The sequence below is a fragment of the Bradyrhizobium centrosematis genome, from assembly GCF_045571495.1.
Taxonomy (GTDB): Bacteria; Pseudomonadota; Alphaproteobacteria; order Rhizobiales; family Xanthobacteraceae; genus Bradyrhizobium; species Bradyrhizobium centrosematis.
Window position 1 is genome coordinate 3,952,792 of the sequence record NZ_CP120703.1, and the last position, 22,425, is coordinate 3,975,216.

Here is a 22,425-nt window from a genome sequence, read left to right on the forward strand (position 1 = left end):
TGTACTGACCGCCCCCAGAAGCAGCACGCGAATCTGTCGACGACGCGTGTCCTCACGCGAAGAAAGTTGGAAGTTGGTCACGTCTTTGAGGCCCCACGCACTGCCGGCTTCGCCGGTACCGTTTTTGATGTCCGGGCCTAACTCAGGCGGTCTCGGAGTGCGAGAGAGGTGGCGTTAGAATTTATCGAGACTAGGGAATAGACTCTGCGACCAATGCGCCCAGCATCACCGATTTGGAATTGGAATATTTCCAGACTGAAACGTTGCGATCCTTTCGGAGCCCAAAGCGCATGCGATCGCCGCATCGAGCTGGCGGAGATCGCTCACTCTCGCTGCTGGAGGTCCGCAAGGCAGTCGGCGCCAGCCCGCGCAAGCCCGGCTATTGCTTTGAGGAGGTGTTGGGCACAAGCCCGATGCGCGATTGGCGCGCGATGCGGCCGAACCGCGACCTGACGCTCGCCGCCATCCAGTTTGGGGATCGTGATATCAGCGATGCCGCAGCCGGCGATTGACCCGGCGCGCCAGATAGTCGCCGGCGCTCTGCACGAGTTGGACCAGCGCGATCAGCACGATCACGACGGCCAGCATCATCTCCGGCATGAAGCGTTGATAGCCGTAGCGGATGCCGAGATCGCCCAAGCCGCCGCCGCCGACCGCACCCACCATGGCGGAGTAGCCGAGCAGGCTGACCACCGCGAGCGTCAGCGCCAGCAGGAGCCCCGGCAGCGCCTCCGGGATCAGCACCTTGAACACGATCTGAAGTGGCGAGGCGCCGAACGAGGATGCGGTCTCGATCAGGCCGCCGTCGACCTCGCGGATCGCAGCTTCGACCAGACGCGCGATGAACGGCGTCGATGCGATGGTCAGCGGCACGATCGCCGCCGTCGAGCCGATCGAGGTGCCGGCAACGAGCCGCGTGAACGGGATGATGGCGACCACCAGGATGATGAAGGGCGTCGACCGCGTTGCATTGACGACGATGCCGAGCACGCGGTTGACGACGGGAGCCGCGAACAGCTCACCCTTCCGGCTGGTGGCGAGGAAGACGCCGAGCGGCAGGCCGAACGCGGTGCCGAGCAGCGCCGCGATGCCGACCATGTACAGGCTCTCGCCCGTGGCCTGGATGATCAGCTTGATGAGTTCAGGCGACATAGCCGAGATGCTCCGCCGAGAATTGATATTGAGAGAGCCAGGCGAGCGTGCGCGTCACCGCGCCCTCGCCGCCAGAAATGCCGAGAGGAATGCCCAAGGTCAGCGAGCCCACATGCTGGCCGCCGATCTCGTCGATGCGGGCCGACAGCAGCGACACGTCGAGGCCGAGCTCGCGGGCGAGCCGCGCCACCACGGTGTCGCCGGCCCCTGCCCCGCGCACCTGGACGCGGATCACGGTCTGTCCGCCGGCTGGCCGCTCCGAAACGATCCGGCTCGCCAGCGAGACCGGCAGGCTGTCGCCGATCACTTCGGCGAGAAAGGACTGCGTGATCGGATGCTTGGGATGGGTGAAGATATCGGCGACGTGGCCGCTCTCGACCACGCGGCCGGCATCGAGCACGACGACGTCCTGGGCAAGCTGGCGCACCACGGACATCTCGTGGGTGATCAGCACGATGGTCACGCCCAGCTCGCGGTTGATGTTGGCGAGCAGATCGAGGATCGCGCGCGTGGTCTGCGGATCGAGCGCGGAGGTCGCCTCGTCCGACAAGAGCACGCTCGGCCGCGTCGCCAGCGCGCGGGCAATCCCGACGCGCTGCTTCTGCCCGCCGGACAGCTCCGAAGGGTAGCGGTCGTGCTTGTCGGCGATGCCGACCAGCGCGAGCAGCTCAGTGACGCGGGCCTTGATGTCGGCTTTCGACCAGCCGGCGATCTCCAGCGGCAGCGCGATATTGTCGGCCGCGGTGCGCGACGACAGCAGGTTGAAATGCTGGAAGATCATGCCGATCGAGCGCTGCGCCAGCCGCAGCTCGCGGCCCGCGAGCGCCGAGATATCGCGCCCGTCCACGATCACGCGGCCCCTGGTCGGCTTCTCCAGGCCGTTAATGAGCCGCACCAGGCTCGACTTGCCGGCGCCGGAGCGACCGATCACGCCGGTGATGGAACCGCGCGGAATCGCGAAGTCGATGTCCTGCAGCGCATTGACGCCGGGCTTGCCGCGATAGGCCGGATAGGTCTTGGAGATCCCGGCGAAACTGACCATCGCGTCCGCCTCGGCCGCGGCAGGTGAAATCGCTTCAGGCGGCGCAATGGGGTGTCCGACGGCGAGCGATGGGTGAGCGTTCATGGAGACGGCCTTCATGCATCATCGTTCTCTTGCCTGCCCGAAAAGGCAAACGGGAACGGGTCGCTGCAGCGACTAGGGTGGAACAGCAGCAAACGCCTCAGAGGGCAGCGCGCTGCACCGCAGCACGCACCATCGTCTTTTTCGGTCTTTCTCGCAATTTCAGATATTTGCGAGGAGATGGACGAAGATTCTCCGATCGCCCCCAGGAGAAGAATATTCCTTCACCCCGGGGGTATCGGCCTCCGGCGGGGATCACCGCATTTGCAGCCAGGGGAGCACGATCAGCAGAAGCCCGGCGAAATAGAGCACTCCGAAGATCAGCCCGAATCCCCAGAATTGCCCTTTCCCGATATAGCCGCTGCCAAAATACATAGGCGCCGGCCCCGTCGCGTAAGGCGAGATCACGCCCATCAGGCCGAGCGAATACATGCAGAGCATGGCGAGCGTCGTGACCGGCAGCCCGGGGATGCCGGAGCCGACCGCGAGCACGACCGGCAGCACGGCGGCGGCATGCGAGGTGGTGCTCGAGAAGAAATAGTGGATCCAGAAGAACAGCGCGACCAGGAGCAGCATCGCCGTCGCCGGCGACAGCCCGGCGAGCGGTTTTGCGTATTCGGTCGCGAACCATTTGATGAAGCCGATCTCGTTGAGGCCCGAGGCCAGCGTCAGCAGCGAGGTAAAGTAGAAGAACACCTCCCAGGCGCTTTTCTCGGCGACGATGTCGGCGAACTCGATGACCCCGGTCACCAGCATCAAGGAGATCACGATGAACACGACCGTGGTGGCATTGACGAAGTTCGAGCCGAGCACGGGCACGTGGATGTCCGGGCTCGAGCCCGCAATCCACAGGAACATCGCCAGCGCGATCAGGCCGAGCATGATCCATTCGTTGCGCGACATCGGGCCCATCGCCTGGATCTCCTTGGCCGCCCATGCGGAGATCTCCGGGCTGCGCTTCACCTCGGGGCGACAGACTGCGTAGCTGAGCAGCGGCACGAGAACCATCAGCAGGATGCCGAGCGGCGCGAAGCCGAGAAACCACTGGCCCCAGCTCACCTCGACGCCTGCGGTCTTCTTGGCGATCGCCAGCGCCGCCGCATTGGGCGCCAGCGCCGTGAAGAACAGCGAGCTCGTGACGGCGGTCGCAGCAAAGGCCGTCCACATCACATAGGTGCCGATCCTGCCGGCGGTCGGCCCCGGCTCGGAGCCATAGATGCGCGGGATGTTGCTGATGATGGGATAGACGATGCCGCCGCTGCGCGCGGTGTTCGACGGCGTCGCCGGCGCGAGCAGGAAGTCCGACATTGCCACTGCATAGCCAAGGCCGAGCGTGTTGCGGCCGAGCCGCTGCACCAGCACCAACGCAATGCGCCGGCCGAGCTGGCTCTTGCGATAGCCGATCGAGAACACGAAGGCGCCGACAATCAGCCAAACCGTGCTCTCGGCGAAGCCGGCCAGCATCCACCGCAGCGATTTGGACGGATCGGGGTCGATATAGCCGCTGATGCCGGCGACCGTGAGCCCGATCAGCCCGACTGCGCCGACCGGCATGGATTCCAGGATGAGCCCGGTGATGACGGCCGCGAACACGGCGAAATAGTGCCATTGATTGACGTTGAGGCCAGTCGGCACCGGCCACAGATAGATCGCCAGCCACACCACCAGCGGCGCGACCAGTTTCCAGCGAAACCCTTTTGCTTCAGGCGCCTGCGAACCAGCGGCCATGAATCCTCCCCTCGATTGCCGTCACATCGTGGACCCGTTGGCCGGGCCACTTTTGTCCCAGCGCGGCGTATACGGACTGTCGATGATGCGATCAATGGCCTGGCACAACTCTACCGTCCCTTGAAGCGCGGCTTGCGGCGGGCGAGGAACGCCTCGACGCCCTCCTTGTGATCCTCGCTGAGGCTGGCGAGCGCGAACTGATCGACGTCCATGTGGCTGGCGAGATCGTCCAGCGCATGCGCGAGCCGGTTGACCGTCAGCTTCGTCATTGCAACCGAGAGCGGCGGCTGCGCGGCAATCTTGCGCGCGAGGTCCATGGCGGCATCGAAGGCGTGGCCGGGATCGACGACCTGCTCCACCAGGTGCCATTCATGGGCCTCATCCGCCGAGATGCGCTGATCGGCCAGGATCACCGCCTGCTTGGTGCGGGCCGGCCCCATTAGATGCAGCATGCGCGGGATGCTCTGCCAGCTCATGTTCATGCCGAGCCCGATCTCGGGCACGCGCAGATGCGCATCCCGCCCCATGATGCGGAAATCGAGCGCGACGGCGAGGGCTACGCCACCACCGACGCAGAAGCCCTCGATCGCCGCGATCGTGATCTGCTCCATCTCCTGCCAAGCGCGCGTCAGACGCGGTCCGAGCTTGAGATGCCGCCGCAGCGTGCCGAGATCCATCTCCTTGCGCGAGCGTCCCTCGGCATCCTTGAGGTCGAAGCCGGCGCTGAAGGCGCCCGAGCTGCCGGTCAACACGACGACCGAGGTCGCAGCGTCGTCCTCGAAGCTGCGTGCCGTCGCCGTCAGCTGCCGCAACGCCTCGGGTGACAAGGCATTGATGCCGTCGCCTCGGTCGAAACGCACCACGGCAATCCGCCCCTCCGGCCCGAGGCCCTTTTCGATCTTCACGTAGTCCGTCACCGCCGTCTCCCGATCTGCTTTGCAGCGATCCTAGCCTACATCGGACCTCACGAATATGGGACCCGGTCGGCCCACAACGCATACTCGACAGGCCCGGGCCATTGCGCCTATCCTCGCCGCCATGAGCCACGATCACGAACATCATCACGATCACGATCATTCCGAGCTGTCGGAGACCGAGCTGCGGGTACGCGCGCTCGAGACGATCTTGACGGAAAAAGGCTATGTCGAGCCGGCCGCGCTCGATGCCATTATCCAGGCCTATGAGACCAAGATCGGCCCGCACAACGGCGCGCGCGTTGTCGCCAAGGCCTGGACCGATCCCGCCTTCAAGAAGGCGTTGCTGGAGGACGGCAGCAAGGCCATCGGCACGCTCGGCCACGTCAGCCGCGTCGGCGACCATCTCGTCGTGGTCGAGAACACGCCAGAGCGCCACAACATGGTCGTGTGCACGCTGTGCTCCTGCTACCCCTGGGAAATGCTGGGACTGCCGCCGGTCTGGTACAAGGCCGCGCCCTACCGCTCCCGCGCCGTGAAGGATCCCCGCGGCGTGCTCGCCGATTTCGGCGTCAGCCTGGCCAAGGACGTCGAGATCCGGGTGTGGGATTCCACCGCCGAGACGCGCTTCCTGGTTCTGCCGATGCGCCCCGCGGGCACCGAGGGGTGGAGCGAGGCACAGCTCGCCGAGATCGTCACGCGCGACTCCATGATCGGCACCGGCTTCCCGAGCAAGCCCGGAGCGCCGTCATGAACGGCGTGCACGACATGGGCGGCATGGACGGGTTCGGCAAGGTTGAGCCCGAGCCGAACGAGCCGGTGTTTCATGCCGAGTGGGAATCACGCGTCCTCGCCATGGTGCGCGCGATGGGCGCGGCCGGCGCCTTTAACATCGACACCTCGCGCTATTACCGCGAGACGCTGCCGGCGCACGTCTATCTGTCGAGCTCCTACTACAAGAAATGGTTTCTGGGGCTCGAGGAGATGCTGATCGAGAAGGGCTACCTCACCCGCGAGGAGGTCGCCGCGGGCCATGCGATGCAGCCCGGAAAGGCGCTCAAGCACGGCAAGTTCGATCTCACTCAGGTCGAGCGCGTCATGGTGCGCGGCAAGTTCGCCCGCCCCGCCCCGGCCCCGGCTAAATTCAACATCGGCGATCGCGTGCGCGCAAAGAACATGCATCCGGCGACGCACACAAGGCTGCCACGCTACGTGCGCGGCCATGTCGGCGTGGTCGAGCTGAACCATGGTTGCCACGTGTTTCCGGATTCGGCCGCGATGGAGCTCGGCGAAAACCCGCAATGGCTTTACACGGTCGTGTTCGAAGGGCGTGATCTCTGGGGCGAGGATGGCGATCCCACGCTGAAGGTTTCGATCGACGCGTTCGAGCCGTATCTGGATCCTGCATGATGACCGTCAGCGCTGCGGCCGCCGCGACGGCAGCCATTCCAAGCATTCCGCGCGATGACGACGGCCCGGTATTTCGTGCGCCCTGGGAGGCGCATGCGTTTGCGATGGCCCTGACGCTGCACGACCGCGGCGTGTTCACATGGCCGGAATGGGCCGCGGCCCTCGCCGACGAGATCAAGCGCGCGCAGGCCGCCGGCGATCCCGACACCGGCGAAACCTACTATCTGCACTGGCTGGCCACGCTGGAAGGCCTCGTCGCACGCAAGGGCGTCGCGTCGCTGGAGACGCTGCACCGCTATCGCGACGCCTGGGACCACGCCGCCGATCGCACGCCGCATGGCAAGCCGATCGAGCTGCGGCCGGAGGATTTCGGCTAGCTCGCGCCGCATACTCCGTCATTGCGAGCCAACGGGTCCGCGCGAAGCGCGGCCCGATGACAGGCTCCGCGAAGCAATCCAGAATCTCTCCGCGGAGGTAGTCTGGATTGCTTCGTCGCAAGGCTCCTCGCAATGACAGCGGAGAGAGTCCCGCTATCTCTGCGCCACGTACTCCCGCCACCCCTTCGCCCGCAGGCTGCATGCCGGGCACTCGCCGCAGCCGTAGCCCCAATCGTGCTGTGCGCCGCGTTCGCCGAGATAGCAGGTGTGGGAGTGCTCGCGGATGAGATCGACCAGTCCCTCGCCGCCGAGATCCTGCGCGAGCTTCCACGTCGCGGCCTTGTCGATCCACATCAAGGGCGTATGCAGCTCGAACGTCTTGGCCATGCCGAGCGAGAGTGCGGCCTGCATGGCGCGGATGGTCTCGTCGCGGCAATCGGGATAGCCCGAATAGTCGGTCTCGCACATGCCGCCGACGATGTGGCTGATGCCGCGCCGATAGGCCAGAGCCGCGGCGAAAGTCAGGAACACGAGGTTGCGGCCCGGCACGAACGTATTCGGCAGCCCGTCGGCGCCCATCGCGATCGCGACGTCGCGCGTCAGCGCGGTTTCGGAGACGGCGGCCAGCGTCGGGATGGACAGCGTGTGGCTCTCGCCGAGCTTTGCGGCCCAATCGGCACGCAACGCCTTCACACCGGCGAACAGCCGGTCGCGGCAGGCCAGCTCGATGGCATGACGCTGGCCGTACTCGAACCCCAGCGTCTCCACGCGCGCGAAACGGCTCAGCGCCCAGGCCAGGCAGGTGGTGGAATCCTGACCGCCCGAAAACAGCACCAGCGCGGTTTCTGATGAAAATGTGTCGCTCATCGCCGCGCTTTAGCATTGTGGCGCGTATCAGCCAATCGGTGGAAATCGGCCCGTTCCGCACGGCTGTGCTGGGAACGGCGGCCCGCTTTTGGCATAACGCTGGGAGCTAGGAGAATGGCCCCGCAATGACCCCTTCCCGCGACATTTCCCGCCTGATCGAGATCATGGCGGCGCTGCGCACGCCAGTGACCGGCTGCCCTTGGGACCTCGAGCAGAACTTTGCGACGATCGCGCCTTATACGATCGAGGAGGCCTATGAGGTGGTCGACGCCATCACCCGCGGCGATCTCGATGATCTCCGCGAGGAGCTCGGCGACCTCCTGCTCCAGGTGGTGTTCCATGCCCAGATGGCATCCGAGCAGAACGCCTTTGCTTTCGGCGACGTCGTCGAGGCCATCACCCGCAAGATGATCCGCCGTCACCCCCATGTGTTTGCCGACAAGGACGGCAATCTCGCCTCCTCCCACGTCAAGGAGGTCTGGGATCGCATCAAGGCGGAGGAAAAGGCCGAGCGCGCCGCACGCCGTCCGCCGGAGGAGACTCCGACGCACAAATCGCTGCTGTCAGGCGTGAAGGCCGGCCAGCCCGCGCTGACCCGCGCCATGGAGCTGCAGCGCAAAGCCTCCAGCGTCGGCTTCGACTGGAACGACCCGCGCGCGGTCCTGCAGAAGATCCGCGAGGAAGCCGACGAGATCGAGGCCGCACTGGATCGTAATGACAAGCAGGAGATCGCCGAAGAGACCGGCGACCTGATGTTTGCCTTGGTCAACCTCGCCCGCCATGTCGACGCGGATCCGGAAGCCGCGCTGCGCGCAACGAATGCGAAATTCGAGCGGCGCTTTGCGTATATCGAGCGTGCGCTGGAAGCACAGGGCCGGACGCTGGAACAAGCCTCGCTGGCGGAGATGGACGCGCTGTGGAACGCGGCGAAAGCCGAGACGAACCCGCCGTCAGAGGAACGCGAGAAAGCACGCCGCTGAAGCATGATCCGGAAAAGTGCGAAGCGATTTTCCGGAAATCATGCGCAGAGACGAGACCGGTTAAGTGGCGTGATGCGGCACGGCGTCGAACCTCGACACCACGATATCCCGCTTGGTCTCGTCCACCCGCACGGTCATGTCGAAGCGGCCGTCGTGCAGCTCTTTCGCCAGCACCTCGGCATTGCGATGCAGCCAGCTGATGCCGGCGCCGTCGGCGGCGTCGATGGAGAGGTCGAGCGTGGTGCGCTTGGCCGCCAACCGCTCCTCGATCGCGGCGAGCAGTGCATCGATGCCCTCGCCCGTGACGGCAGAGACCAGCATCGCCGGATGATCCTCCGGCCGGCGCGCTGCGATATTCAACAGCTCTTCGCGCTGCTCTGCATCGTAACGGTCAATTTTGTTCCAGACCTCGATGATGCGGCCTGAATCATCGGGATTGATGCCGAGCTGGCGCAGCACCGCGTCGACGTCGCTCTGCTGCGCCTCCGCATCCTCATGCGAGATGTCGCGCACATGCAGGATGACGTCCGCTTCCAGCACCTCCTCCAGCGTGGCACGGAAGGCCGCGACGAGCTGGGTCGGCAGGTTGGAGATGAAGCCGACCGTGTCCGACAGCATCGCCTTGCCGCCATGCGGCAGGTTGAGTGCGCGCAAGGTCGGGTCGAGCGTGGCGAACAGCATGTCGGCCGCCTGCACGTCGGCGCGCGTCAGGCGGTTGAACAGCGTCGACTTGCCGGCATTGGTGTAACCGACCAGTGCGACCACCCGATACGGCACGCGCTGGCGCCCCGCACGGTGCAGGCGCCGCGTCGCCTGAACCTTCTTCAGTTCGCTCTCGAGCTTGGAGATGCGCTCCTGGATCAGGCGGCGGTCGGCCTCGATCTGTGTCTCGCCGGGACCGCCCATGAAGCCGAAGCCGCCGCGCTGGCGCTCCAGATGGGTCCATGAGCGCACCAGGCGCGAGCGCTGGTAGTTGAGATGCGCGAGCTCGACCTGGAGCGAACCTTCCCGCGTCTTGGCACGGCGGCCGAAGATCTCCAGGATGAGCCCGGTGCGGTCCAGCACCTTCGCGTGCAGCTCCTTCTCGAGATTGCGCTGCTGGATCGGCGCCAGCGCGCAATCCATCACGACGAGCTCGACATCGAGGCTCTTGATCAGCCCGGCAATCTCCTCGACCTTGCCCTTGCCGATATAGGTGGCGGGGCGGATCTGGCTGATCGGCGCGATGATGGCGTCGGCAACGACAAGGTCAATCGCGCGCGCGAGGCCTGCGGCTTCATCGAGCCGGGCCTCGGCGTCCCGCACGACATGGCTCTCCGACTGCGCGTCGGCAGCTCCCGCGCGCACTCGCAGATAGGGGCCGATGACAAGCACCCGCCCCGTCTGTTTAGCCCCTGCCGACCGTAGACGGTCGGCATCCCCGTCGAAATTCCGGGGTTCCAATCAGATCACTCTCAAGCCGGCTGGTCCTCGCCGCCTTCGAACAGCTGGATCGGCGCACCCGGCATGATAGTCGAGATCGCATGCTTGTAGACGAGCTGCGAATGACCGTCGCGCCGAAGCAGCAAACAGAAATTGTCGAACCAGGTCACGATGCCCTGGAGCTTCACTCCGTTGACCAGAAAGATCGTTAGTGGCGTCTTGGTTTTGCGAACGTGATTGAGGAAGGTGTCCTGTAGGTTTTGTGCGCGGTCTGCCGCCATTGTTCTTTTCTCGCTTTGAGTTTCTTTTTATTGCGCCGGTTGCGGCTCTCTTTGTGATGTCCGGAGCCTCTCCCGGTTGCCGGTCCTTCATGAGATCCCCCTCGGAAGGAACGGCCATGCGATTAGAGGCTAGGTGGGCCTATTAGGCAAGCCGCTTCACGCGCCAGCCGACGCCGTATTGCCCCGAAAAACTACGGAAATCTATGATTTTCCTCGCTTATCCCCGAGCTGTGGCCGCAGCGTCGGAATCCGGCTCCCGTCGCGCCAACGAGTCCTCCGAGCCCTGCAAATGATGCGTGTTCTGTATGCTGGTCGGTATCCACTTGGCCCCGCAGACGTTTAGCCGACCCCGAGCGCTTTCAACTTCCGGTGCAAGGCCGAACGCTCCATGCCAACGAACTCAGCCGTACGAGAAATATTTCCTGAAAAACGGCTGATCTGGGCAATCAAATAGTCGCGCTCGAACACTTCGCGCGCCTCACGCAGCGGTAGGCCCATGATGTGCTCGCCATTGTTGCTGGTCGGCATCGCCGGCACCATGGAGCCGACATCCTGCGGCAACATGTCGGCCGTGATGATGACCTCCGGCCCGCCCGCGGCGAGAATCATGACTCTTTCAACGTTATTGCGCAGCTGTCGCACATTGCCCGGCCAGACATGCGATTGCAGCACTGCCATCGCGTCCTGTCCGATCTGCCGCTTCGGCAGGCCGCTGCCGGCCGAGATCTGCTCCATGAAATAGTCGATCAACTCCGGGATGTCCTCGCGCCGCTCCGAGAGCGCCGGCACGCGGATCGGCACCACCGAGAGCCGATGATAGAGGTCCTCGCGGAAATGGCCGGCCGCGATCTCCTCTTCGAGATTGCGCGCGGTCGACGAGATGATACGGACGTCGACCTGCACCTTGGCCGTGCCGCCGACGCGCTGGAACGACTGCTCGACCAGCACGCGCAGAATCTTGTTCTGGGTCTCACGCGGCATGTCCGCGATCTCGTCGATGAACAACGTGCCGCCATGGGCTTCCTCGAGCGCACCGGGCTTGCGCGGATGCTCGCCGTTGGACTGCTCGACACCGAACAGCTCGTGCTCCATGCGCTCGGGCGTGATCGCGGCGGCGTTGATGACGACGAAGGGACCGTCGGCGCGGCCCGAGGCCGCGTGCAGCGTGCGCGCGGTCAATTCCTTGCCGGCGCCGGCGGGACCGACGATCAGGATGCGGCTGTTGGCCTTGGCGGCGCGTTCGATGGTCTGGCGCAGCTGGTTCATACTGGGCGAACGGCCGACGAGCTGGCTGGCGCTCGGCGCGAGCTGCTTCAGCTCCTTGACCTCGCGCTTCAGCCGCGAGTTCTCCAGCGCGCGGTTGGCGACCAGAATCAGGCGATCGGCCTTGAACGGTTTCTCGATGAAGTCATAGGCACCGCGCTTGATCGCGGCGACCGCGGTCTCGATGTTGCCGTGGCCGGAGATCATCACGACCGGAAGGTCGGCATTGTCCTTCTTGACCTGCTCCAGCAGCTGCAGGCCGTCCAGCTTGGAGCCCTGCAGCCAGATGTCGAGGAACACCAAATGCGGCCTGCGGTTGGCGATCTCGGCGAGTGCCGTATCGCTGTCGCGCGCGGTCCGGGTCACGAAGCCCTCGTCCTCGAGAATGCCCGCAACGAGATCCCGAATATCGGCCTCATCATCGACAATCAGAATTTCACTTGCCATGGGTCGCGCCTGTCTTGTCAGCTGCCTGTTGAGGCTTCGATTTTCGTTGAATCATTGGTCTTTTCAGCGGGCTCTTTGGTTTCGGCCGGCGGTTGTTTTGTTTCCGGCGCCGTGTCCTTCGACGCCTCAGTCCCAACGTCCCCGGTGATGTCCTTGGCTACCGGCGCCGGCTCGGCTCCGTCGGATTTCGCGGGCCGCCCGGAGATCGCAAAGCGCATCCGCATCCAGGCACCGCGCTGGCCCGCGCGGAAGTCGGAAGCATCCTTCAGCTCGATCCGTCCGCCATGGTCTTCCAGCACGCGGCCGACGATCGCAAGGCCGAGGCCGGTGCCCTTGGCCCGCGTCGTGACGTAGGGTTCGAGCAGCCGCGAGCGCGCGACCTTGGGCAGGCCGATGCCGTTATCGATGACGTCGATCAGCACGTCCTCACCCTCGCGCGACACTACGACGTCGATACGGCCCTTGCCGAGCTCTTCCGGCGGGACTTGCTCGATCGCCTCCGTGGCGTTCTTGACGATGTTGGTCACCGCCTGGGAGATCAGCCGCCGGTCGAACTGGGCGCGCAGCGGATCCTGCTTGAATTCGGCCTCGATATCGATCTCGGGATGGGCGACCTTCATCAGGAATACCGCCTGCCGCACGGTGTCGGCGACGTCCTCGCCTTCCATCACCGGCTTCGGCATCCGCGCGAACCGCGAGAATTCGTCGACCATGCGCCTGATGTCGTCGACCTGGCGCACGATGGTGTCGGTGCACTGGTCGAAGATCTGCTTGTCCTTGTCCTCGGTGATGGTCTTGCCGAACTTGCGGCGGATTCGCTCGGCGGAGAGCTGGATCGGCGTCAGGGGATTCTTGATCTCGTGGGCAATGCGGCGCGCCACGTCACCCCAGGCCGAGGTGCGCTGTGCCGAGACCAGCTCGGTGATGTCGTCGAGCGTGATGATGTAGCTGTCGTGCGGCTGGTTCTTCTCAGCGCTGACGCGGACCGACAGATTACGTTCCTGCCCGTCGCGGGTGATCGTGATCTGGCCCTGCACCAGGCGTTGGGTCCCTTCCCGCGCCGTCTTCATCATCTCGTCGAGCTCGGGCAGCACCTCGGAGAGCGGATGGCCGAGGGTCTCGGATTCGGCGTGCCCGATCAGCTTCTCGGCGGAGCGGTTCAGGATGCCGACGCTGCCGGAGGCATCGACGCCGATGATGCCGGCGCTGGCCGAGGACAGCACGGCCTCGATGAAGCGGCGGCGGCTGTCGATGAGGTCGCTGGCATTGACGAGCTCATCGCGCTGGCTGCGCAATTCCTGCGTCATCTTGTTGAAGGTCTGACCCAACTGGGCGAGATCGCCTTCCGACTGGTGCACCGGCACCTGGACATGGAGATCGCCGGTCGAGACGGTGTGAGCCGCATTCATCAGCCGCCGGATCGGCGAAACCAGCGAATTGGCGAAGTTGAGGCCGATCAGCACCGAGGCCATCAGGATGGTCAGCGCGATCACCGCGAACATCAGCGCGAAGGCAACCTGGATGCCGAGCCGGCGCGATTCGATCTGGGCGTATTCGGCGACGCTGACCTCGGTCTGCTTGAGCTGATTGACGACATTCGGATCAAGCGGACGGGCGACGTAGAGGAAGGTGTCGTTGAAGGCGCGCAAGCGGATCACCGCAGCAACATAGCTCGCGTCCGGCAGCACCGCGATCTCGGGTTCGTTCTCGTTGACGTTGCTGAGGAAGTCAGGCGCGGGCGGCGAATAAGCGAGCCGCATGCCGGTCTCGGCGGATTCCAGGATGTTGGTGTTCTTGTCGATGATCATCGCGCCCGGCAGGTTCCGGGAGCCGGCGCTGGCGGTGAGCATCTCGCGGAACGAGCGGCGATCCTGGTCGAACAGCGGCCGGGCATGCGCGATGTCGTTGGCCATGCCGAGAATGTCGCCGCGGATCAGCTGGGCATGGTCCTGCATATAGGCCCGCGCGATCGTCAGCGAGTTCTGGATCACCTCCTTGGTCGGCCCGGAGAACAACCGGTCGAGGCCCCGCTCGATGGTGACGTTGGCGACGACGGCGACCAGCACCGCCGGCAGCACCGCCACGATCGAGAACAGGCTGACGATCTGGACATGAAGGCGCGCAGCCGCCCTGCCCCGCCGCCGCGCCAGGATCAGCTGCCAGAGCTCGCGGACGATGATCCCGACCAGGAGCAGGATCGTGGCCGCATTGATCAGGTAGAACGAGCGAACAACTTCGGGCGTGGGCTCGATCTTGGTCAGGCCGGTCAGGACCAGGAAGGTGAGGAAAGCCGACAGCAGGGCCAGCGCCACGGCAAACGGCGCCAGCCAGCGTCGTACCGACCAACGCCGGGGCTCTTCCGCTGGGGCCGTGTCAAAGTGTGCGGCCGAGGTCTCTGCGCTGGTCATTCCGGCAATGGTGGTGATGAAAAACAGGTCCGCGACGGGCGGATACTGATGTATTCGTACCACATTGTTGCCGAATTGCGACAATTCCGCGGCGCCCTTTCCGCCTGGAATCGGCGCGTCCACAAGGATATGCCGACGGACGGGAACGGATTCCCCCTATCCCGGCTTGATTCCGGCATGGATAGATTTTTTCTCGCGATGATGGTGTCGGCCGTGCTGGTCCTGATCGTGGCCTCGGACCTGCTGGTCAATGGGCCCGGCCTGCAGGAGGCGCCGGCCAATGTCGCCAGCCTCATGCCGGCAGGCCATATGGTCCGCTAACGCATGATCCGGACAAGTGCGAAGCGGTTTTCCGGAAAGATCATGCGCAAACAACAAGCTAGAGCGCGATGACGACTTATCTAAATCTCGTCGCGCTTTAGGTGCGACGCCGCGCCACGCGGCGGCGTGGCCGATTAGAAAGGGTCCGACGGAACATTTCAGCCTCACCGCGACTTCTGCTCACCGCGTCAGCCACAACGGCCAGCGCGATCCGGACAGGCTCAGCTCTGCCTTGGTAGGGGGAGCTGAGCCACCGGCCGATCCGCCTAGCCCCCGCTGCGATAGACCTGGATGTCGAGATCTCGGATCTTCTTGCGCAACGTGTTGCGGTTGAGGCCGAGCAGGTCGGCGGCGCGGATCTGGTTGCCGCGGGTGGCGGCGAGCGCGGCCGTGAGCAGCGGCACCTCGATCTCCTTGAGGATGCGGTGATAGAGGCCGGGCGGCGGCACGCCGTTCGGGAAGCCCTGGAAGTGCGAGGACAGATACGCCTCCACGGCGCCACCGAGATTGTCGACGCCCTGCTGGACTGCGGCGCCCGGGCTGACCGACGGCGGCGCGAGCTCGCCGTCGATGACGGATGCCGTGATCACGTCCTGCGGATAGAGCGCGGCGAGACGGCGGGCGAGATTCTCCAGCTCGCGCACGTTGCCGGGCCAGCGGTGCTGCTTCAGCCGCTCCAGCGCCAGCGCGTCGAGCTTCTTCGGCGGCAGGCCGTCCTTCTCGGCCAGCGCGAAGAAGTGACGCACGAGATCCGGCAGGTCCTCGATGCGCTCGCGCAGCGGCGGCAGCCGCAACGGCACGACGTTGAGGCGGAAGAACAGATCCTCGCGGAACAGGCCCTGCTGGATCAGCACGCGCAGATCCTTGTTGGAGGCCGCGACGATGCGCACGTCGGTCTTGATCGGGGTGCGGCCGCCGACGGTGGTGTATTCGCCCTGCTGCAGCACGCGCAGCAACCGCGTCTGCGCCTCCATCGGCATGTCGCCGATCTCGTCGAGGAACAGCGTGCCGCCCTCGGCCTGCTCGAACCGGCCCGAGGCGCGGGTGTTGGCACCGGTGAAGGCGCCGCGCTCGTGGCCGAACAGCTCGGATTCGATGAGGTCGCGCGGGATCGCCGCCATGTTGACCGCGACGAACGGTCCGTTGCGGCGCTTGCCGTAATCATGCAGCGCGCGCGCCACCAGCTCCTTGCCGGTGCCGGATTCGCCGGTGATCATCACGGTGAGGTCAGTCTGCATCAGCCGCGCGAGCACGCGGTAGATTTCCTGCATCGCCGGCGAACGGCCGACCAGCGGGATCGCCTCCATCTCGGCGTCCTCGTCCGGCGTCGAGGTGCGCTCCTTCGGCTCGGCGAGCGCGCGGCCGACGATGGCGATCAGCTCCTTGAGGTCGAAGGGCTTCGGCAGGTACTCGTACGCGCCGCGCTCGGAGGCGCGGATCGCCGTCATGAACGTGTTCTGCGCGCTCATGACGATGACCGGCAGATTCGGCCGCATCTTCTTGATCCGCGGCAGCAGGTCGAAGGCGTTTTCGTCCGGCATCACCACGTCGGTGATGACGAGGTCGCCCTCCCCCTGGCTGACCCAGCGCCACAGCGTTGCCGCGTTGCCGGTGAGCCTGACTTCGTAGCCGGCGCGGGACAGTGCCTGATTGAGAACGGTGCGGATGGCGGTATCGTCATCTGCTACGAGAATGCTACCTGCGGGCATCGTTAATCCTCATTTTGCCCCCTGTGACGCAGGCGACGACTTCCCGGCAGAGTCGGCGCGACTGCTGTGATCGGCATGTTTCACCGATGTGGAATACATCGGCATCAGCACGCGGAAGGTGGTCTTGCGCGGCTGAGATTCGCATTCGATGATGCCCCCGTGATCGCCGACGATCTTGGCGACCAGCGCAAGGCCCAGACCCGAGCCGGTCTGCTTGGTGGTCACGAAGGGGTCGAACAGGTTGGGCAGAAGATCGTCCGGCACGCCTGGTCCGTTGTCCTTCACGCAGAATTCGAGCGGCAACGATACCCGGGATTTTTGACCGGGGACTGACAGGCGCACGCCGGGGCGGAACGCGGTGGTGAGCTGGATCTCGGCATCGGGCACATCGATCAGCGCCTCTGCGGCGTTCTTCACGAGGTTGAGGAACACCTGGATCAACTGGTCCTGGTTCGCCAGCACCGGGGGCAGCGAAGGATCGTAATCCTCGATGAAGCGGATATTGCGGGCAAAGCCGGACTGCGCCAGCCGCTTCACGTGGTCGAGCACCGAATGGATGTTGACGGGGCCACGCACCACGGGACGTTCGTCGCCGAACACCTCCATGCGGTCGACCAACGTCACGATGCGGTCGGCCTCGTCGCAGATCAGGCGCGTCAGCATGCGGTCCTCGGACGAGGCCTGCTGTTCCAGAAGCTGCGCCGCACCGCGGATGCCGGAGAGCGGGTTCTTGATCTCGTGCGCCAGCATCGCAGCCAGCGCGATCACCGAGCGCGCCGCGCTGCGATGGGTGAGTTGGCGGTCCATCTTGTCGGCGATGGTGCGCTCCTGCAGCATCACCACGATATGTCCGGGCCGCTCGGTGAGTGGGGCGACATGCAGGTCGACCTGGCGGTCGCCGCCCATGCGCGGCGTGCCGAGATCGACCTTGTATTCATTGACCGGCGAGTTCGACGAGCGCACCTGGTCGATCAGCGCCAGCAAGGGGCTGCCGAACGGCACCAGCTCTTTCAACGACTGCCGCTTCAGGAACTGCGTCGAGATCTCGAAGAAGGCCTCGGTGGCGATGTTGGCGGCGACGATCTTGCCGTCCGGCCCGATCATGAGCACGGGATTGGGAAGCGCGTCCAGGATCGCCTCGCTGTCGGACAGCAGCGGCCGACGATGTTCAGCGGCTGAGCTCATGCAGCAGCGCTCCATGCGAAGTCGTCGAAGGCATCTTGCAGTGAACTGTGAACGAGGCGCGGATCCTCGGAGGTGAGGATCTTCTGGCGCCAGCCCTTCAGCGTCTCCGCCGGCGCGCGGCTCGCCTGCGCCGCGACGTCGAGCGCCCAGCCGAGATGCTTGCGGGCGTGCCTGAGGCCGATGCGCAGGCCATAGAGCGCGCAGACGCCCTCGTAGAGCGTGCGGACATAATGCAGCTGCGTTTCGAGCGAGGGCACAGCTTCCTCTGCCCCTCCCTTCAGGCGGCGGCCGATCTGGCCGGGAAGCCAGGGCTGGCCCTGCGCGCCGCGGCCGATCATCACGGCATCGGCGCCGGAAGCCTCGAGCGCCGCAAGCGCCTTCTCGTAAGACGTGATGTCGCCATTGACGACGAGCGGAATGGCGACGGCTTCGCGCACGGCGCGGATTGCATCCCAATCAGCCTCGCCCTTGTAGAACTGGCTGCGGGTGCGGCCGTGCACCGTGACGAGCTTGACGCCGGCGGCTTCCGCGCGCCGCGCCAGCTCCGGCGCGTTGCGCGTCCGATCGTCCCAGCCGAGCCGCATCTTCAGCGTCACCGGCACCTTCACCGCCGCGATCGTCGCATCGATCAGGCTGACGGCGTGGTCGAGGTCGCGCATCAAGGCCGAGCCGGATTGACCGCCGGTGACGTGGCGTGCCGGACAGCCCATGTTGATGTCGATGATATCGGCGCCTTCGGCCTCGGCGATCCGGGCGCCCTCGGCCATCCAGCGTGCCTCGCAGCCGGCGAGCTGGACCACGTGCGGGCCTACCCCCGTGGCTTCGCAGCGCAACCGGGACATCCGGTGGCCATTGGCGAGCTCATCGCTGGCGGTCATTTCGGACACGACGAGACCGGCCCCCAGCTCGGCGGCCAGCCGGCGGACGGGCGAGTCGGTCACCCCCGACATCGGTGCCAGGAAGACCGGGGTAGCGACATCAATATCGCCTATTTTCAACGGCTTAGAGCCGGACACTGCCGAACCGGTCACAGGGGTCTCGTCGACTGGGCAGGGGCCTCATCGCGCCTGCCATGACCTATCTTGCGCACAATTCTTGTGCAGTCAAGCGCCATGCCTACAGTTTAGACAATTCTGCAGATCTTTCAAGTGCAGTGCAGCAAAATGCTGTTTCCCACAATCCGGGGAAACCCCCTTTTTTTGCGGGCCTGCCGTGCTAGAGGCATGCGGCAATCACCCCACTCCCCGACTCTCTCCATCACCAACTGAGTATTTGAATCCTATGGCGAAATCACAGCGCACTGCAGTCGTTCTCGTCGCAGCCGGGCGTGGACTGCGTGCAGGCGCCGGCGGGCCGAAGCAATATCGCGAGATCGGTGGCGTGCCGGTGATCTATCGCGCCATGGAGGCCTTCAGCCGCCACGCCGGCGTGTTTGCGGTGCAGCCGGTGGTGAACCCCGATGACAGCGCCATGTTCACGGCCGCGGTCGCTGGCCTCAAGCACGAGCCGCCCGTTAACGGCGGCGCGACGCGGCAGGCTTCGGTGCTCGCCGGCCTCGAGGCGCTCGTCAAGCACAAGCCCGATATCGTCCTGATTCACGACGCCGCGCGTCCCTTCGTCTCGGAAGGATTGATCTCGCGTGCGATCGAGGCGGCGGATCGCGCCGGCGCTGCGATCCCCGCCATTCCCGTTACTGACACCATCAAGCTCACCGGCGAGGCCGGCCATGTCGAGGGCACGCCGGATCGCGCGCGCCTGCGAATCGCGCAAACGCCGCAATCCTTTCGTTTCGACGTCATCCTCGAAGCGCATCGTCGCGCGGCGAAGGACGGGCGCTCTGATTTCACCGACGATGCCGCGATTGCCGAATGGGCGGGATTGACGGTTGCGACCTTTGAAGGCGATGTTGCCAACATGAAGCTCACCACTCCCGAGGATTTCGTGCGCGAGGAAGCGCGCCTGGCTGCCCAGCTCGGCGATATCAGGACAGGCACCGGCTACGACGTGCACGCCTTCGGCGAGGGCGACCACGTCATGCTCTGCGGCGTGCGCGTGCCGCACAGCAAGGGCTTTCTCGCCCATTCCGATGGCGATGTCGGCCTGCACGCGCTGGTCGATGCCATCCTCGGCGCGCTCGCCGACGGCGACATCGGCTCGCATTTTCCGCCGAGCGATGCGAAGTGGAAAGGCGCCTCCTCCGACCAGTTCCTGAAATACGCCATCGAGCGCGTCACAGCGCGTGGCGGCCGCGTTGCCAATCTCGAGGTCACCATGATCTGCGAGCGGCCGAAGATCGGCCCGTTGCGCGATGTCATGCGCGCGCGCATCGCCGAGATCTCCGGCGTCGACATCTCGCGCGTCGCGGTGAAGGCCACGACCAGCGAGCGGCTCGGCTTCACCGGCCGTGAGGAAGGCATCGCGGCCACCGCGAGCGCCACCATCCGTCTTCCCTGGAGCGTCTAGGCCATGGGCGGCAGCGACGCACGCGCCCTCTCCCGCTCGCTGCTCGATCTGTGCCGGATGCGCAAGCTGACGATCGCGACCGCCGAATCCTGCACCGGCGGACTCGTCGCCGGCGCGCTGACCGACATTCCCGGCTCCTCCGACGTGATCGATCGCGGCTTCGTCACCTATTCCAATGACGCCAAGCGCGCGATGTTGGGGGTCGAAGCCGGCACGCTCGCCAATTTCGGCGCGGTCAGCAAGGAAACCGCAACCGCGATGGCGGTCGGTGCGCTGGAGCGCGCCGGCGTCGATCTCGCCGTCGCCATCACCGGCATTGCCGGCCCCGGCGGCGCTACGCCGGGCAAGCCGGTCGGCCTGGTGCATTTCGCTGCGGCCGCCCGCGACGGCCGCATCATCCACCGCGAGCACCGCTTCGGCGCGATCGGCCGCAGCGCAGTCCGCGCCCGCTCGGTGGTCGAGGCGCTGCGCATGCTGATGGATCTGGCCCGCGGCCCGCAAGCCCAGGCCAAGCCGCGGCGCGAAGCCGCGAGCCGCCTGCGTCCCCGCGTGACGCGCTCGCCGCGCCGGCATGCGGTCAAACGACGGACGCCACGCTCGCCAAGGGGCTGAGGTCCTTAGCCCGGGAGAGCGCAACACGCGCGGAAGAGCCCCGCATATCGCTGCGCCCATGCAGGCTACGGCCGCGCCACATCGTCATGGACCGCTTCACGCCGCAAGCAGCGCGCTCGCATGGTCCAGCACACACTGCTTGACCGCACCGGCCTCCGAGGGTTTCGCCTTCGCGCTGACCGTCAATTCCAGGATCGGTGCCGCGGGATTGCCGACATCGAGAACCTTCGTCACGGAGACGGTCGGTTGCGCCTGTGAATCGATGCGGGAATCGTTGCGCAGCTCTTTCAGGATGCGATCCGCCAGCGTATTGGCCGCGCCGGCCGGGACCGGAAACGCCACCTTGACCTCGCCGGTGCCGGGATAGGCGCTGTGGTTGATGATGGCCGCGCCCCACACCTGGCCGTTCGGCAGCAGGATCTGCGTGTTGTCGGCCGCGACCAGCTCGGTCATGAACAGCGACAACGACTGCACCTTGCCCGCCTTGCCGGCGACCTCGACGTCGTTACCGATATGAAACGGCCGGAACAACAATAGCATCACGCCGGCGGCGAGATTTGAGAGCGTACCCTGTAATGCCAGACCAATAGCCAGTGATGTCGCGCCCAGCACGGCAACGAGGCTCGCAGTCTGAATGCCGAACAGCTGAAGCACGGCGATGCCGACCACCGCCAGCACGCCATAGCGCGCAAGGCTGCCGACGAACAGCGTCACCAGCGGGTCGACGCGGTGCGTGACGCTCAACAGGCGCGTGACGAAGCGCTGCATGGCGCCGGACAGATACCAGCCGATCGCGAGCAGCAGGATCGCGTAGATGGCGTTGAGGCCATAGAGGACGAGCGAGGCTTTCAGCGTGTCGAAATTGATGGTCATGGCGGCTCCAACCCGAACAATCCGTTGAGAACGCAGCGCGATGCGAAATGATCCCCGCGGCGGTCGAGGCGGAACACGGTCGCGTTGCCAGGGTGAGCGAAGCGAAACCCGGAATCACCGTCAGCGCAGGTCGGGGATGGCGCTGTGCTCATCCCAAGCCTACAAGCCGTTGCGTTGCCCGACGGGCGAAACACACAACTGTCCGGTCAATCACCAGAAACAAAAATATTCGTCTTTACAGAATTTCGGCTTTGTCGCACTCTTTGGCCACCTCATCCCTTGTCAGAGGGGCGTATCGCGATCGTCACGAACGTGGGGTGAGCTGCGGTGGACGCTCGTCACATCGGCGCGAAAGGTTCGCAGGGCGGTTAGCCGTGAGCGAAAACCGTCGCGCATACGACCGGTGTGAGTTGCGTACGGCAAAACCGTGTCGTCCTGACGCCCGGGGTCTGTGCGTCAAGTCTTGTAGTGGTGTGTGGTGCCCGACCGGGTGCGCATGTCAGCGAACTGCAAGGCGACGGGGGCAATAGTGCATCGCTCCCCGGGGAGAGCTCGGCATAAGCCGTCAAACCACTGCGCAGGGAAGGCCGTGTGTTGGGCTTCACCTGTATGCCGCTGTGCAGCCTTCTCTAGCGCAACCTTCGCACAGTGGACCGTGGGTGTCAGCCGGCACCCGGCCTTCCCTGCGCCCTCTGACAAACAGAGGGTGGCATAATAAAGCAAAGCTCGGGCAGGAACTGTCGCGAGACCGCGGCGTTATGTTCAGTTTTCAAAAAGCACGCAAGTCTTATCGAATCCGATCGGGACCGCACATGCGAAGGCCGCGAGCAAACGTCATCGCGCGTGCCCGACCTTGCGCGGGAGCATATTGTCGCAATAATGCACCGCTA

Annotated in this window: 21 protein-coding genes; 8 read left to right on the forward strand and 13 right to left on the reverse strand. The window is 65.2% G+C overall.

Features of this window, described 5'->3' with window-relative positions:
* Window positions 1-290: 290 nt before the first annotated feature.
* Complete coding sequence (locus P6U31_RS19010; RefSeq protein ID WP_407183176.1) at window positions 291-512, forward strand: hypothetical protein; 222 nt, start codon at window positions 291-293, stop codon at window positions 510-512.
* Here P6U31_RS19010 and P6U31_RS19015 read toward each other — a convergent pair.
* The 4 genes from P6U31_RS19015 to P6U31_RS19030 all read right to left on the reverse strand — a co-directional run bounded on the left by P6U31_RS19015 (window position 487) and on the right by P6U31_RS19030 (window position 4,920).
* A complete protein-coding gene (locus P6U31_RS19015) occupies window positions 487-1,152 on the reverse strand; it encodes a methionine ABC transporter permease (RefSeq protein WP_407183177.1) in 666 nt (221 codons plus the stop codon). The genes P6U31_RS19010 and P6U31_RS19015 overlap by 26 nt on opposite strands.
* Window positions 1,142-2,278: a methionine ABC transporter ATP-binding protein gene (locus P6U31_RS19020; protein WP_407183179.1), complete on the reverse strand. Its 1,137-nt coding sequence runs from the start codon at window positions 2,276-2,278 to the stop codon at window positions 1,142-1,144. The genes P6U31_RS19015 and P6U31_RS19020 overlap by 11 nt, the downstream gene beginning before the upstream one ends.
* 252 nt (window positions 2,279-2,530) lie before the next feature.
* A complete protein-coding gene (locus P6U31_RS19025; protein WP_407183180.1) occupies window positions 2,531-4,003 on the reverse strand; it encodes a DASS family sodium-coupled anion symporter in 1,473 nt (490 codons plus the stop codon).
* A gap of 110 nt (window positions 4,004-4,113) precedes the next feature.
* Window positions 4,114-4,920, reverse strand: a complete 807-nt coding sequence (locus P6U31_RS19030; RefSeq protein ID WP_407183182.1) for an enoyl-CoA hydratase/isomerase family protein — start codon at window positions 4,918-4,920, stop codon at window positions 4,114-4,116.
* A 121-nt stretch (window positions 4,921-5,041) separates the two neighbouring features.
* Between P6U31_RS19030 and nthA the strand changes: the two genes are divergently transcribed.
* Genes nthA through P6U31_RS19045 form a run of 3 tightly spaced genes read left to right on the forward strand, consistent with a single transcriptional unit; the run spans window position 5,042 to window position 6,704 of the window.
* Complete coding sequence (gene nthA / locus P6U31_RS19035) at window positions 5,042-5,671, forward strand: nitrile hydratase subunit alpha (protein ID WP_407183183.1); 630 nt, start codon at window positions 5,042-5,044, stop codon at window positions 5,669-5,671.
* Window positions 5,668-6,327: a nitrile hydratase subunit beta gene (gene nthB, locus P6U31_RS19040; protein ID WP_407183184.1), complete on the forward strand. Its 660-nt coding sequence runs from the start codon at window positions 5,668-5,670 to the stop codon at window positions 6,325-6,327. Before nthA ends, nthB begins: the two co-directional genes overlap by 4 nt.
* A complete protein-coding gene (locus tag P6U31_RS19045) occupies window positions 6,327-6,704 on the forward strand; it encodes a nitrile hydratase accessory protein (RefSeq protein WP_407189885.1) in 378 nt (125 codons plus the stop codon). Before nthB ends, P6U31_RS19045 begins: the two co-directional genes overlap by 1 nt.
* A 153-nt stretch (window positions 6,705-6,857) precedes the next feature.
* Here the strand turns inward: P6U31_RS19045 and queC are convergent, their stop codons facing one another.
* Window positions 6,858-7,571, reverse strand: coding sequence for a 7-cyano-7-deazaguanine synthase QueC (gene queC / locus P6U31_RS19050; protein WP_407183185.1), 714 nt, complete (start codon window positions 7,569-7,571; stop codon window positions 6,858-6,860).
* 125 nt (window positions 7,572-7,696) lie between these two features.
* On the opposite strand from queC, the gene mazG reads away from it, so the two are divergent.
* The gene (gene mazG / locus P6U31_RS19055) at window positions 7,697-8,551 is read left to right on the forward strand and encodes a nucleoside triphosphate pyrophosphohydrolase (protein WP_407183186.1); all 855 of its coding nucleotides are present in this window, start codon (window positions 7,697-7,699) and stop codon (window positions 8,549-8,551) included.
* Window positions 8,552-8,611: 60 nt separating this feature from the next.
* On the opposite strand, the gene hflX is transcribed toward mazG, so the two are convergent.
* The 4 genes from hflX to P6U31_RS19075 form a co-directional block, all read right to left on the reverse strand.
* Complete coding sequence (hflX, locus tag P6U31_RS19060; protein ID WP_407183188.1) at window positions 8,612-9,994, reverse strand: GTPase HflX; 1,383 nt, start codon at window positions 9,992-9,994, stop codon at window positions 8,612-8,614.
* 11 nt (window positions 9,995-10,005) lie between these two features.
* Window positions 10,006-10,254, reverse strand: a complete 249-nt coding sequence (gene hfq, locus P6U31_RS19065; RefSeq protein WP_007591126.1) for an RNA chaperone Hfq — start codon at window positions 10,252-10,254, stop codon at window positions 10,006-10,008.
* Window positions 10,255-10,593: 339 nt separating this feature from the next.
* On the reverse strand, window positions 10,594-11,964 hold the full coding sequence (locus tag P6U31_RS19070; protein WP_407183189.1) for a sigma-54-dependent transcriptional regulator: 1,371 nt from the start codon (window positions 11,962-11,964) through the stop codon (window positions 10,594-10,596).
* Window positions 11,965-11,981: 17 nt separating this feature from the next.
* Window positions 11,982-14,372, reverse strand: coding sequence for an ATP-binding protein (locus P6U31_RS19075; RefSeq protein WP_407189886.1), 2,391 nt, complete (start codon window positions 14,370-14,372; stop codon window positions 11,982-11,984).
* Between the two features lie 177 nt (window positions 14,373-14,549).
* Here P6U31_RS19075 and P6U31_RS19080 point away from each other — a divergent pair, with 177 nt between their 5' ends.
* On the forward strand, window positions 14,550-14,693 hold the full coding sequence (locus P6U31_RS19080; protein WP_407183190.1) for a hypothetical protein: 144 nt from the start codon (window positions 14,550-14,552) through the stop codon (window positions 14,691-14,693).
* Between the two features lie 266 nt (window positions 14,694-14,959).
* Here the strand turns inward: P6U31_RS19080 and ntrC are convergent, their stop codons facing one another.
* The 3 genes from ntrC to dusB are packed head-to-tail and all read right to left on the reverse strand — an operon-like array spanning window position 14,960 to window position 18,585.
* Window positions 14,960-16,402: a nitrogen regulation protein NR(I) gene (gene ntrC, locus P6U31_RS19085; protein ID WP_028174062.1), complete on the reverse strand. Its 1,443-nt coding sequence runs from the start codon at window positions 16,400-16,402 to the stop codon at window positions 14,960-14,962.
* A 9-nt stretch (window positions 16,403-16,411) separates the two neighbouring features.
* Entirely contained in the window at window positions 16,412-17,587 is a 1,176-nt protein-coding gene (locus tag P6U31_RS19090; protein ID WP_407183191.1) for a two-component system sensor histidine kinase NtrB, read from the reverse strand.
* Window positions 17,584-18,585 (reverse strand): tRNA dihydrouridine synthase DusB, encoded by a 1,002-nt coding sequence (gene dusB, locus P6U31_RS19095; RefSeq protein ID WP_407189887.1) that lies wholly within the window; start codon window positions 18,583-18,585, stop codon window positions 17,584-17,586. Before dusB ends, P6U31_RS19090 begins: the two co-directional genes overlap by 4 nt.
* A gap of 283 nt (window positions 18,586-18,868) precedes the next feature.
* Between dusB and P6U31_RS19100 the strand changes: the two genes are divergently transcribed.
* Window positions 18,869-20,050, forward strand: a complete 1,182-nt coding sequence (locus tag P6U31_RS19100) for a bifunctional 2-C-methyl-D-erythritol 4-phosphate cytidylyltransferase/2-C-methyl-D-erythritol 2,4-cyclodiphosphate synthase (protein ID WP_407183192.1) — start codon at window positions 18,869-18,871, stop codon at window positions 20,048-20,050.
* A gap of 3 nt (window positions 20,051-20,053) precedes the next feature.
* Window positions 20,054-20,662, forward strand: coding sequence for a CinA family protein (locus P6U31_RS19105; RefSeq protein WP_407183193.1), 609 nt, complete (start codon window positions 20,054-20,056; stop codon window positions 20,660-20,662).
* 96 nt (window positions 20,663-20,758) lie between these two features.
* Here P6U31_RS19105 and P6U31_RS19110 read toward each other — a convergent pair whose 3' ends face one another.
* A complete protein-coding gene (locus P6U31_RS19110) occupies window positions 20,759-21,535 on the reverse strand; it encodes a mechanosensitive ion channel family protein (RefSeq protein ID WP_407183194.1) in 777 nt (258 codons plus the stop codon).
* Between the last annotated feature and the right edge of the window lie 890 nt (window positions 21,536-22,425).